This window comes from Bacteroides sp. QWL-09 (genome assembly GCF_058683585.1).
The window spans coordinates 253,677-266,879 of record NZ_CM178748.1 but is presented as its reverse complement, the minus strand read 5'-3'; the positions used below and the strand labels follow the sequence as shown (position 1 = coordinate 266,879).

Sequence of the window (13,203 nt, the reverse complement as noted above, 5' to 3'; positions counted from 1 at the left end):
GGATTATAATTATCGTTCCAAAGTTAATGAAAAAAAGAAAACAAAGAAAGACCAACTGCCAGATCAGTTCAGATACTAGCAGTCGGCCTTTTATGAATAAAGAGATAAAGACGATCTGTAAGGTGATTAGTTTAAGACGATCTCATCAACAAATAAGAACGCCGGATTTCCTTTACCACCATGCCAGTCCGGAAGAGCTTTTTCCGATTGAGCAACCACTCTAACTAGCTTTGCCTTCACCGGAGCAAAAGTCAACTGATGAGTCTTCACTCCATTAGCATCATTTTGAGCCATAACTGGATAATCTTCAGAAGCCACTTTTACAAAAGTTTTCCCATCGGTCGACACCTCTACGGTAAAGTTACGAGCATCAAACACCCAGTCGCCTTTTGCAACGCAAACATTGATTGCAGCGCTTGAAATCTCGGTTGGCTCACCAAGATCGATAGTCATATCCATGTCGTTTCCTTGAAAACCAATCCAGCGACCGGTTCTATAATTTGTATCTCCGATTAAACCATCAACCAAAGTAGAAGGGCCTCCAAAAAAATATCCCTTATTGATGGGTTGATTAGCCACAATGCTCTTCAAACTAGCCTTATTAAAAGCGATATTTTCTTCAAGCACACGACTATTGCCCGATGAACGTACGGCAACCGCTTTCAAATGAGCATTCTCGTTAAGATGCAATACACTGTCGCATACCGGAGATGAAGCTGTAGGTTCAGTTCCATTGAGCGTATAATGAATCGGAGCATGATCGGCAGTGGAAAGTAAAACATCGAGTGTTTTTTTCTCTGCATTAGATACAAACTCAGCTTTCACATCGAACACATGTTTAGCATAGTTATACCCTTCGATATCGTACCATTTAATGAGTTGTGGCAAGCGATTGAGGAAGTCTTGATAATTCTTCTTCTCAGGCATTGTCCACTGTACTTCAGCTAGAGCCGCACAGCGAGGAATAGCCATATACATCACCTGTGAGAAGGTTGGCATGTATTCTGTCCAATGGTTTGCTTGTACCCCAACAATATACTTCTGCTCTTCTGGAGTCAACACCGATGGCATCGGTTCGTAATTGTAAACACGCTCTACCGGCAAGTAACCACCAATAGCCAACGGTTCATTCTTCGTATCTTTAGTTTGATAATAGTCGAAATAAAGATAGGTGTTAGGAGTCATAATCACGTCGTGGTGCTGTTTAGCAGCTTCTATACCTCCGGCTTCACCGCGCCATGACATCACCGTTGCATTTGGTGCCAGTCCACCTTCAAGAATTTCATCCCAACCAATAATGCGTCGTCCATGAGTATTAAGGAACTGTTCGGCATGATTGATCACAAAACTTTGCAAACGTTCTTCTTTAGAATGTTTGTCATCGTCTTTTAAGCCCAACGACTTAATGCGCGCTTGACATTTCGGACACGTTTTCCATTTTGTCTTCGGACACTCATCCCCACCAATATGAATATATTGAGAAGGGAAGATTTCCATCACCTCAGTCAGCACGTCGTCAATAAACTGAAGAGCTTGATCGTTTCCTGCACAAAGCACATTATCCGATACGCCCCATTGTGTCCATACCTCATATGGGCCACCGGTACAACCAAGTTCCGGATAAGCAGCCAAAGCCGCTTGCATGTGTCCTGGAAGGTCGATCTCAGGGATAATCGTAATGTAACGTTCAGCAGCATAAGCTACAATTTCTTTCGCTTGTTCTTGAGTATAGAATCCACCATATGGCTTACCATCATATTCACCCGAGTTACGTCCAATAACGGTCTCCTTACGCTGTGATGAGATCTCAGCCAATTTAGGATATTTCTTAATCTCCAAACGCCAGCCTTGATCTTCAGTAAGATGCCAATGCATACGATTCATATTGTGCAAAGCCAACATGTCGATGAATGTCTTAATCTCGTCGACTGTAAAAAAGTGACGTCCAACATCGAGATGAGCCCCACGATAATCAAAGCGCGGATAATCTTTAATGTCAACTTGAGGCAAAGTGTATTTTGCATTTCCGTTAGCCGGAAGTGATTTACGTAAGGTCTGAATACCATAGAACACTCCCGATTCGCTGCCCCCTGCAATGGTTACTCCATCAGCTTCGACCTTTAAATGGTAAGCTTCCGGTTTAGACGATTCAGCATTGACCGATAATACAATAGCCTTTTTGCCTTCATTTCCGGCCTCTACGGTGAACGTACTTCCAGTGGCCGTCTTCAAATAGCCAGCAAGCAATTCAGCATTACGTTGCATTTTCTCATTACCCTGTGGATATAAGATTTTTACACTACCAGTCAGAAGAAAAGGTGACCCGGTGGTTGCCGTAATTTCCTGCGGCAAAGGAATGACATGATAGTCAGCTTCAATGGTGGTCTGGCATGAGCTTAATACGCCCGCTAGTGCCACACACCCTGCTAATTTCGAGAAAAAATGTTTCATAATAAAAAAGTTAGGTGTTAGTAGTTAATATTAATGATATGTTTTACGAATGTGCTTGATCGTCCATTCTACTTTCTCTCTCTTTTTAATTTGTGGCGAACAGATCACAATTGTTCGCACTTCACCCGGCAACAGATCAAAGAAGTTATCACTAAACCGAGCACCTTGAATAGGTACTTCAATGAAAAGGTCTTTGACTAACTTATCAGCTTTAAGAATCAACTCACACCGTCCGTCACGAATTTTATCTTTAACTTCCACCTCGACTTGAGGCAGCAAAAGTTCTTTGGTGGGAGCAAAGAAAAAGACATTCTCCGAAACCACCACATCTCCCTGATCGGCCAAAACTAGTTTTAAGAAGGACTTCTTACGCTGTTCGGGCGACAAAAGGAATCCCAACGATTCCCGATAAACGCATAAGGAAGAGTTTGCAGGCAAGGTGAGTGGATCCACCTTTCGTGTCGTCAAAACCTTACCTTCAAAATCAATAAGCTCCATCCGTAGCTTCAATCCTCCAAGAGTATCTAGTCGATCGGATACGAGATAAACATCTAAAGTATCTTTCTGCATGATCGGGTTAATAATAATCGGAGCAAAAGCCTTTTTAACTTGATAGTGCAATGCTTTCCAGTTACCGTAATAATCAATGCTCGACCATGAAACCACCGGCCAACTATCGTTCAACTGCCAATAGAGAGTCCCCATGCAATATGGACGATTCCGACGATGAGCCTCAATTCCGTGACGAACACCATGCCCTTGAAGAACTAAACCGGTATAAACAAAATCGTCAAAACGTTCTGGAACAATATAATCACGCTCCATATAAGTACGAATCAAAGCATTCCCTACCCCGCTTTTTTGGTGGTTCTTCATCACAGGAGATTCAATATCATAATCTTCAGGCGAAGCAAAAGTCGCAATCGTCTTCATCTCTGGGAAAGATTGAAAACCAAACTCACTCATAAACCGTGGGATATCGGTATCTAGCGATTCAAATGGCTTTTTTCCATGCCATACGCCCCAATTATGACTATCACCTATACCCCACGACTCAGGACGTCCCCAATTGGCTGCATAGGGTGAACTATGTAGATAAAAACGATTACTATCGAGTTCTCTCACTTTCTTAGGTAAAAGATCACGAAATAACTTATCGTAAGCTCTAAAAAAACCCTCATAAATTTCAGGATCAAATTTCTTCTGAAACCCCCAATATTTAATTGCTTCTAAGATTTCATTATTTCCACACCACATCGCCAATGACGGATGGTTGCGCAAACGACGGATGTTATAGTCGGCCTCTTCCTCCACACGTGCAAGGAAGTTCGCATCACCCGGATAAGGTGTACAAGCAAACATGAAGTCCTGCCAAATCAAAATACCATTTTCATCGGCTAGATCATAAAACCGATCGTCCTCATAGATTCCACCACCCCATACTCGGACGAGATTCATATTCGCGTCCTTGATGTCACGAAATAAAGATTCATAACGATCTCTGGTCACCGCTGGTAATAAAGCATCACTAGGAATATAATTAGCTCCTTTGGCAAACATCGGAATACCATTCACTTCAAAATAAAAGGACTCACCGTGCGCATCTTTAGTATTAATCAATCGTACGGTACGCAAGCCGATGCGATGAGTTTTCGCAGCTACAAGGCGATCGTTAAAGCGAATTTCTGCATTGAAAGAATACAGTGTCGGATCACCCCAACCATGAGGCATCCATCGTCTCGGGTTTTCAATATCAAGAGGCAAATCAAGCTCGTTTAGGCCAGGTTGAAGCAAATAGGTGCGACTAGATGTTTTAAAAGTTTTTCCATCTAGACTACAGTGAATGGAAGCAGTCACCTCGACCGCTTCGGGAAAAACATTGTTTACTTTTAAATGGTTCCACGTCATTGCCCAAGAATCATCGAGTGATGCCTGGTGAACATAATAATCATCGATAGTCACCGCATCGTAAAAACGAATCGTCACAGGGCGCCAAATACCACTAGTCACCATCCGAATTCCCCAATCCCATCCATAACTATAAGGTGCTTTACGAGTAAACACACTAAGATGCTTGGCATGATGATCGTTATCTGCAGGATAGTTAAAACCATTCGATTCAAATTGAGGCATCACCTGACGAATAGGCGAATGGAAATAGATTTGCAAATGATTAGCCCCCTTACGTAATAGAGGTTTTACCTCAAAAGAACGCCCTACAAACATGTTATCACCACGCATCAATAATGAACCATTTAGATAGACATCGGCATAAGTATCAAGTCCTTCAAAGGTCAGCAACACACCATCACGTCGCAAATGGTCCTCATTGACAGTAAAGGTAGTTCGATATTCCCAATCTTCATTCTCCACCCACTGAACCTTCTCTTCATTCAATCCGTAAAACGGATTAGGCAGAAGATGATGACGAATCAGATCTTGATGAATAGTACCCGGTACAACAGCAGTATGCCATTGATTCATTCCACCTTGGGTAAATTCCCAATCGGTATCAAGAAACATAATCTCAGAATTATCAAGACTTTGAGCTTGCGCCATACTGCAGCAACATAACAGCCCACAAGTTATTTTGACCATAATGTCAATGATTTTTTTCATAATATCTATAAGGAAATACTTTCAAGTGGTAAAGATAAGCTTTTTTATGAAGTTTCTTTGAAAAAAAGAGAAGTTAAACGTTAAAGCATGATTTATAAGCCATTATAAATCCCTTAGAACAAGACTTAAAAAACAAAAAATTAAATGAACCGATACCATCACCCACCATCAATAAAAGAGCAAGAAAAAGCTTAACCTTTTTTATTAAAAAAATTGAAAAATCTTTTTGATAAATAAAATAAAGCTTTAATTTTGCATGCCGTAAAGGAATGAGAGTTGCCGATATAGCTCAGCTGGTAGAGCAACGCATTCGTAACGCGTAGGTCGCCGGTTCAAGTCCGGCTATCGGCTCACAACTCAAAACCTTTATTCATAAGCATTTTAACTCTTCGAAAAGCGTCATTACGAATATTTTTGGAATAAAAAAAAGGCTAGAACTCCCAAAAGTGGGGTTTAAAACTTATCCTTTTAAATTATCCCCAAAATGGCTACCCTAAAATTATATATTTACGAATCAAAAGCACTATCAGATGGACGTCACAAAGTCCGAATTGCAGTTTGTCATAAACAAGTCACAGCATACATTGTTACAAACATTATTATTGACAAAATGAGTCAATTTAAAAATGGTCAGATCGTTAGGCATCCTGAGGCTAGTGTATTGAATGCAAAACTCCGCAATCTTCTTAATACATATCAAGATAAATTAGATGCAATTAAGCATGTAAACATGTACGACTGCAAACAATTGCGAGATATGCTGATAGCTGAGAAGCCCCAAGAAGGTGTACATACCTTTCAATCTTATTGCAAAAAGTTTATCACTCAGTTAGAGGATGAAAATCGCAATTCATACGCAGATTTACATAAAGCCAATCTTAGATATTTCACAAAATTCACACGTGGTGATATTGGTGGAAATTTCACCCAAGCGCATTTTAGCGCTTCACTCATTGAAAAACCGTTCTTTCTAATTAGCTGCCAAGCAAGGTTCATGACCTTTCTTTGTTGATTTCTGTTATTCATGCTCATAATCGTGTATTTAATATATTTATACTATTGCTTGTTAAATAAACTTTATATATATTTGTATTGTTATCTAATAACGTTACTTTAATGATACAAACATACTACATTGAGTTTATGGATATTAACGAAAGAATACGATTACCTGTAAATCATCTATTTAACAAAAACGACACTCAGTTTTCGACAGTTATTCACAAGCTAGTTACAACCGTAAACAACATACTTAGTGAAAGGAAGACAACCCCCTCGTCTAAATTTCTTGCTAGTATGCACAACTCAATTGAGAATATCAGTCTAGATTGGATTCTCAATGGGGTAGGAAGTATGCTAAAAGAAGAAATCAAACCTCAAGAAAAGAAAAAAAAGAAAATCCATATATGGATTTCAAAAACGAACACGCATTCATGACTAGACTATTACCTTTATGCCCTATAACAGGTTTCGCATCCGATGGAGTTATGCTCCAAGACTGCGAACTAATCGTCTCTCGTATTAAAAATGTTGATTACGCCATAACAGTGTACAGAGAAAGCATGGCACCCGAATACCCATCGGGTTCCCGCGTCTTGATAAAAAAATCAATCCGGATATATTTATTGATTGGGGACGTACTTATGTATTAGACACTACAAATGGCGTTGTGGTAAAGGAAGCACACGCATCAGAAAAAGAAGGGTATATTTCCCGCCATTCAATCAATACAGATCCTAAATTTAAACCGTTCGAGGTTCCATTAAATGAGGTTTATTTAATGCACCGAGTTTTAATTTGTTTATCTGCTAAATAAAAAAACGCGTTATGAAAAAGATTTTATTATAAATAATTAGAACGAAATCAAATGTAAATATATTCAAACATATACTAAAACAATAATATTATGAGAAAACTGTTATTTTCAATAGCGATATTGCCAATAATATTGCTTACAGGGTGCTCATCATCAAATGATGATACATCTATTCCAATAAGCCAATCTGCAATTATAGGAAAATGGTCAACTGGCACAAATGGCATACATAAATACATTGAATTTGAATCAAATGGTAGAGGATTTTACTCATTATTCAATGATGGGACAACGGGGCAAAACTATACATTTTCATACAGCGTCTCTGACAAAAATATCAATATAAAGATTATATATTCGGAAACTCAAGGATTAATAGGGAAGTCTAAACTTTGGAATTGCGTTTTTTCGGGTGATAAGCTTAAAATAGAAAATGAGACAGAGAATGGAACTTATAAGAAACTAAATAATTAAGACTATGATTAACTTTTTATCTGTAATATTCCTTATATTCGGAATATTACAAATCATCCTATTCTTCAAAATGTGGGGAATGACAAACGATGTTAGAAAAATAAAGAAAAAATTACTAGCGTCTGAAAACGATGAAATATCTGAACCCTCTAATCAATTTGATAATACAATCAATGACTGGGAAAGTAAAAAAGATGAGATTACAAAATCTTCTACACCATTTCAAATCGGAGAACTTGTAGTGGGAATTAAGTCAGGCAAACAAATGAGAGTTAAAGAGATTTTAAACGAAGAATACGGCTGCTACACGAATAACGGAGAAAAGTTTGAAGGTAACTACAAAGCAGATGAGATAAAGCCTTTTTATCCGAGAAAGGCATAAAACAATGTTAAAACTTATCCAGAACTTACCCAAAGAACAAATTAAAAGAAAAGCAAAAGACTGATAATAAATGAATTAAAATTAAGTCCAAGATGCATTCGTGACCCGCAGAGGGCGTAATCTGAACTCTGTCCAAAAACAATTATCTTTGTATTATGGATAGAAACAGTGAAGAGCATCAGCAGATGCGTGACAAAGCGCTATCTCAACTACGTAGTGGGGAATCGCTCACGGGCAAAGACGGCGCCTTTGGTCCGTTGCTAAAAGAGTTTTTAGAGGCCGCATTAGATGGCGAGATGTCTTCCCGCCTTGATGATTCCGAACGCCTTAAAGGCAATAAGCGTAATGGTAGTGGAAGCAAACGGGTCAAAACGATGGCCGGGGAGATTGATATCGTGACTCCCCAAGATCGTCACAGTAGCTTTAATCCTGAGATCCTAAAAAAGCGCGAGACTATTCTTGCAGATAACATGTCTTCCAAGATTATCAGTCTGTATGGTATGGGGTTGACCTTCGGGATATTTCCTCCCATATCGAGGAGATGTATGATGTTGAAATCTCCCACAATACCCTAAGCGAGATCATAGAGCGCATAGTTCCTAAGGTCAAGGAGTGGCAAAGCCGTCCACTGGAATAGATGTACACCATTGTATGGCTTGATGCGATGCATTACAAGGTGAAGGATGGTGGTCGTACTGAAAGTCGTGCAGTCTATAATGTACTGGCAGTCAACAAAGATGGGCATAAAGACTTGATTGGCATGTATGTATCCGAAAGTGAGGGTGCTAACTTCTGGCTGAGCGTATTGACAGGCCTGAAAGCACGTGGGTTGAAAGATATTTTGATCGCTTGCATTGATAATCTCACCGATTTTGCCGAAGCAATCAACACTATTTTTCCCGAGGTCATCATTCAGAATTGCATCATGCATCAGATTCGCAATTCCTTGAAGTACATTGCTTCCAAAGATCAAAAAGAGTTTATGGCAGACTTGAAAACAATCTATCAAGCCCCTAATAAAGATTTAGCAGAGCTCAACCTTGATAAACTAGAAGATAAATGGGGCAAGAAATACCCTGTTGTCTTGGAGTCATGGCGGAGGAACTGGGATAATCTATCGCCCTATTTTGCTTATGATGAGCATATCCAAAGACTGATTTACACAACTAACGCCGTCGAGGGGTTTCATCGTCAAGTACGAAAGGTGACCCAAACCAAGGGTGTCTTTCCCAATGATATGGCATTGATGAAGTTAATCTATCTGGCTGTGATGAACATCTCCAAGAAATGGACGCAACCGCTCCAAAATTGGGCGTTAACTGGCGGACAGCTACGAATCAAATTTGGAGAGAGAATGCCTCTGGCGATATAACCCATTTTCCCTTTTTGCTTTTCAAACGCAAAGAAAAAATTATATTTGTTAAGATTTTGATGAAATAGAAACCAGACAGAGTTTAAATTACACTCCCAACGCGTAGGTCGCCGGTTCAAGTCCGGCTATCGGCTCACAACTCAAAACCTTTATTCACAAGCATTTTAACTCTTCACAAATTCCAACAAATTCATTTTATCTTCTTTTGTTTCCCCAATGAAATAAAATAACTATTCAAATCAAAGATTTTTTCAATACCTAATAACTTCTCTTTATTCTATTAAAATCAAGTCAAGGCATAACAGATCTTATATGTTAACAAACAAAGATCCATATTAAAGCATGTTATAAATAAGGTCATAAAACGATCAAAACTTGCCATTATCACAAAGAGTCGTATCTTTGCATTGTGTTTTTCATAGTATTAGATTTAAGGTTAACAAAGATTGGTTGCTCGTGATGAGTAGCCTTTTTTTATATCTATTCCTAACACTACTCATCTCCTATCTCATGTAAAATCTCTCCGTAATTTACCACAAACTGTCTAACTCTCATTTACTCAATCTATCCAAGCTAGCCGAAAACACAAAAACCATTTAAACTCTACTAATATCTACTCAACTTGATGCATCCTCTTATTCTTATAACCACCTAAAATTTAGGAAAAACAGACACAACTAATCGAAAATCAGGCCCAACATTTACTAAAAACTTCCTATCTTTGACCCAATTTTTTAAAATCAAAAGAAAGCATATGAAAAAGGACAGCAAGAATCGATCTATTTTACTGATTATCACAATCATAAGTTTACTCTTTGGAGGTATAGTTGCATACAGTCTATTTTACCCACAATTCAAGACTAACGAATCGACATATGTTTACGTTGATCGCGATGACACAAGTGATTCCATCTACAATAAAGTAAAATCGGTCGGCTTCCCTCAAACAATGATCGGTTTTCATCTAATGGCTCTAATCCGTCCATTCGATGGTAACATTCATACCGGACGCTACCTAATTAGTCCAAGAGACAACATGTATCGGGTATTCGGAAGAATTTCCAAAGGACGCCAAGAACCCATAAATCTAACGATTGGAAGCGTCCGTACACTCGACCGTTTAGCTCGGAGTGTCGGCAAACAACTCATGATAGACTCCGCAGAGGTTGCCCACCAACTTTTAGATTCAATTTTTCAAGTCAAAATGGGTTACACTAAGGAGACCATAGCTTGTTTATTCATTCCCGAGACCTATCAAGTCTATTGGGACATCTCAGTCGACGAGTTTTTCCAACGGATGAAAAAAGAGCATCAACGTTTCTGGAATAGGGAACGTTTAGCCCAAGCTACCGCAATGAATATGACCCCTGAAGAAGTATGCACCTTGGCTTCTATCGTTGAAGAAGAAACCAATAACAATCAAGAGAAACCAATGGTTGCTGGTTTATATATCAACCGTTTACACCGAAACATGCCACTACAAGCTGACCCTACAATCAAATTCGCCTTACAAGATTTTACCCTCCGGCGCATTTCTAACGAAAACTTAAAAGTAAAATCTCCATATAACACCTACATCAACACAGGGTTACCTCCAGGCCCAATTCGTATTCCATCTGTAAAAGGGATAGACAGCGTTCTGAATCACGTAAAACACGACTACATCTATATGTGTGCTAAAGAAGACTTTTCCGGCACACATAACTTTGCATCAAATTACACCGATCACATGGTTAATGCCAAGAAATATTGGAAAGCTCTAAACGAAAGAAATATTTTTAAATAATTATTTAAAAATTATACAGGTTTTATTTACCTTTGTGATAAATCAAAAACCATGATAAACACTAATTTTTAAATCATTATGAGCAAACAACTCTTACTTGGCGACGAAGCAATAGCTCAAGCCGCATTAGATGCCGGACTCTCGGGAGTATATGCTTATCCTGGAACTCCGTCGACGGAAATTACAGAGTACATACAAATGGCTCCTATAACCCACGAAAAAAACATTCATCATCGATGGTGCGTTAATGAAAAAACCGCCATGGAAGGCGCTTTAGGGATGTCATTCGCTGGCAAACGAACTTTAGTCTGCATGAAACACGTTGGCATGAATGTAGCAGCCGACTGCTTTATCAACTCGGCAATGACCGGAGTAAATGGTGGACTAATAGTTGTAGCCGCAGACGACCCAAGCATGCACTCTTCTCAGAACGAGCAAGACAGCCGCTTCTATGGTGACTTTGCATTAATACCGATGTACGAACCTAGTAACCAGCAAGAAGCTTACGATATGATCTACAGCGGATTCGAATTTTCTGAAAGGATAGGCGAACCCATCCTTATGCGTATGGTAACCCGCTTGGCTCACTCTCGTTCAGGAGTAGAACGCAAATCACAAAAGCCACAAAACAAATTGTCATTCAGCAACGATCCAAAACAATTCATCTTATTACCAGGAGTTGCTCGTAAACGTTATAAAGTCCTTCTTAAACAACAAGAAGCATTTATTGCAGCCTCAGAAGAATCACCTTACAACAAATTCATTGACGGACCTAACAAGAAATTAGGAATTATCGCTTGTGGTCTTGGCTACAACTATCTGATGGAAAACTATCCAGAAGGATGTGAATATCCTGTGCTTAAAATAGGACAATACCCTCTCCCACAAAAGCAGCTTACTCAGTTGGTCGATTCTTGCGACGAGATCCTCGTGTTAGAAGATGGTCAACCATTTGTTGAGCGTTTGATTAAAGGTTATTTAGGACGTGACCTTAAAGTTAGAGGTCGTTTAGATGGCACACTGTCGCGCGACGGTGAACTCACTCCCGATAATGTTGCCCATGCTTTAGGTAAAGAGAACAGCTCACCATTCACAACTCCAAGCCTTGTGGAAATGCGCCCCCCTGCTTTGTGTGAAGGATGTGGACATCGTGACATGTACACTACGCTCACCCAAGTACTCCGCGAAGAATATCCATTACATAAAGTCTTTAGCGACATCGGTTGCTACACTTTAGGCTCAAACGCGCCATTTAATGCAATCGATTCTTGCGTTGACATGGGAGCATCGATCACTATGGCCAAGGGAGCAGCAGACGGTGGATTACACCCATCGGTAGCTGTAATTGGCGATTCAACCTTCACCCACTCTGGAATGACAGGATTGTTAGATTGTGTCAACGAGAAAACCAATGTAACAATTGTGATTTCAGACAACGAAACCACAGCCATGACCGGAGGACAAGATTCTGCAGGCACAGGACGCATCGAAGCAATTTGCATCGGACTGGGTGTAGAACCCGAACACGTACGTGTGGTAGTACCTTTGAAAAAGAATTATGAAGAAATGAAACAGATTATACGTGAAGAAATAGCATATAACGGCGTTTCTGTAATTATTCCGCGAAGAGAATGTATCCAAACTTTAGCACGTAAAAAAAGGAGTAAATAAGCTATGAAAAAAGATATCATTTTATCAGGTGTCGGTGGACAAGGTATCCTATCCATTGCAACAGTAATTGGTAAAGCAGCAATCAAAGAAGGATTGTTCATGAAACAAGCAGAAGTACACGGGATGAGTCAGCGCGGAGGGGATGTACAATCAAACCTGCGTATCAGCGATCGTCCGATTGCTTCCGATTTAATTCCTCTAGGGAAATGTGATTTGATTATTTCATTGGAACCTATGGAAGGCTTGCGTTATTTGCCATATCTCAGTCAAGAGGGTTGGTTGGTAACTAATGCCACTCCATATATAAATATAACGAACTATCCCACCGAAGAAGACTTAATGTTAGAGATTAATCGATTACCACATAGAATTGTGCTCGATGTTGACAAGATAGCCAAGGAAGTCGGTTCGACTAGAACTGCTAACATGGTACTATTAGGTGCCACCATTCCATTCCTTGGCATAGCCTATGACGTGATAAAAGATAGCGTCCGCGCCATCTTCGAACGCAAAGGGGAAGACATTGTTAATCTAAATTTAAAGGCACTTGCCGCCGGAAAAGAGATTGCCGAACAATTAATGTAAAACATCATCTACCAAAATTATAAAAGGCTGCCACATAGCAGCCTTTT

At 39.6% G+C, this 13,203-nt stretch carries 7 protein-coding genes, 1 tRNA gene and 2 pseudogenes; 7 read left to right on the top strand and 3 right to left on the bottom strand.

Annotated features, from left to right (window positions below; genetic code table 11):
* Positions 1-126 precede the first annotated feature (126 nt).
* Together AC4PG5_RS01135 and AC4PG5_RS01130 are read right to left on the bottom strand one after the other, a co-directional pair.
* A complete protein-coding gene (locus AC4PG5_RS01135; protein ID WP_492029664.1) occupies positions 127-2,451 on the bottom strand; it encodes a family 20 glycosylhydrolase in 2,325 nt (774 codons plus the stop codon).
* A gap of 30 nt (positions 2,452-2,481) precedes the next feature.
* Positions 2,482-5,070 (bottom strand): beta-mannosidase, encoded by a 2,589-nt coding sequence (locus AC4PG5_RS01130; RefSeq protein ID WP_492029663.1) that lies wholly within the window; start codon positions 5,068-5,070, stop codon positions 2,482-2,484.
* Between the two features lie 278 nt (positions 5,071-5,348).
* Between AC4PG5_RS01130 and AC4PG5_RS01125 the strand changes: the two genes are divergently transcribed.
* A tRNA-Thr gene (locus AC4PG5_RS01125) sits at positions 5,349-5,421 on the top strand.
* Between the two features lie 573 nt (positions 5,422-5,994).
* On the opposite strand, the pseudogene AC4PG5_RS01120 reads toward AC4PG5_RS01125, so the two are convergent.
* Positions 5,995-6,102: pseudogene (locus AC4PG5_RS01120) on the bottom strand (SH3 beta-barrel fold-containing protein); the annotation flags it as partial.
* Between the two features lie 874 nt (positions 6,103-6,976).
* Between AC4PG5_RS01120 and AC4PG5_RS01115 the strand changes: the two are divergent.
* The 6 genes and pseudogenes from AC4PG5_RS01115 (at position 6,977) to AC4PG5_RS01090 (ending at position 13,156) form a co-directional block, all read left to right on the top strand.
* Positions 6,977-7,360, top strand: a complete 384-nt coding sequence (locus AC4PG5_RS01115) for a DUF5640 domain-containing protein (RefSeq protein ID WP_492029662.1) — start codon at positions 6,977-6,979, stop codon at positions 7,358-7,360.
* A gap of 4 nt (positions 7,361-7,364) precedes the next feature.
* Complete coding sequence (locus tag AC4PG5_RS01110; protein WP_492029661.1) at positions 7,365-7,742, top strand: hypothetical protein; 378 nt, start codon at positions 7,365-7,367, stop codon at positions 7,740-7,742.
* A 155-nt stretch (positions 7,743-7,897) separates the two neighbouring features.
* Positions 7,898-9,114: pseudogene (locus AC4PG5_RS01105) on the top strand (IS256 family transposase).
* Between the two features lie 754 nt (positions 9,115-9,868).
* Positions 9,869-10,900 carry an endolytic transglycosylase MltG gene (gene mltG, locus AC4PG5_RS01100; RefSeq protein WP_492029660.1) on the top strand — a complete coding sequence of 344 codons (1,032 nt, stop codon included), beginning with the start codon at positions 9,869-9,871 and terminating at the stop codon, positions 10,898-10,900.
* A 78-nt stretch (positions 10,901-10,978) separates the two neighbouring features.
* Positions 10,979-12,571 (top strand): thiamine pyrophosphate-dependent enzyme, encoded by a 1,593-nt coding sequence (locus AC4PG5_RS01095; protein ID WP_492029659.1) that lies wholly within the window; start codon positions 10,979-10,981, stop codon positions 12,569-12,571.
* Between the two features lie 3 nt (positions 12,572-12,574).
* The gene (locus tag AC4PG5_RS01090) at positions 12,575-13,156 is read left to right on the top strand and encodes an indolepyruvate oxidoreductase subunit beta (protein WP_492029658.1); all 582 of its coding nucleotides are present in this window, start codon (positions 12,575-12,577) and stop codon (positions 13,154-13,156) included.
* The last annotated feature ends 47 nt before the right edge of the window (positions 13,157-13,203 follow it).

Bases quoted from the DNA above. Each gene is read 5' to 3' on its own strand.
- AC4PG5_RS01135 (WP_492029664.1), bottom strand. From the start codon at position 2,451: ATGAAACATTTTTTCTCGAAATTAGCAGGGTGTGTGGCACTAGCGGGC.
- AC4PG5_RS01130 (WP_492029663.1), bottom strand. From the start codon at position 5,070: ATGAAAAAAATCATTGACATTATGGTCAAAATAACTTGTGGGCTGTTA.
- AC4PG5_RS01090 (WP_492029658.1), top strand. From the start codon at position 12,575: ATGAAAAAAGATATCATTTTATCAGGTGTCGGTGGACAAGGTATCCTA.
- AC4PG5_RS01115 (WP_492029662.1), top strand. From the start codon at position 6,977: ATGAGAAAACTGTTATTTTCAATAGCGATATTGCCAATAATATTGCTT.
- AC4PG5_RS01095 (WP_492029659.1), top strand. From the start codon at position 10,979: ATGAGCAAACAACTCTTACTTGGCGACGAAGCAATAGCTCAAGCCGCA.
- AC4PG5_RS01110 (WP_492029661.1), top strand. From the start codon at position 7,365: ATGATTAACTTTTTATCTGTAATATTCCTTATATTCGGAATATTACAA.
- mltG (WP_492029660.1), top strand. From the start codon at position 9,869: ATGAAAAAGGACAGCAAGAATCGATCTATTTTACTGATTATCACAATC.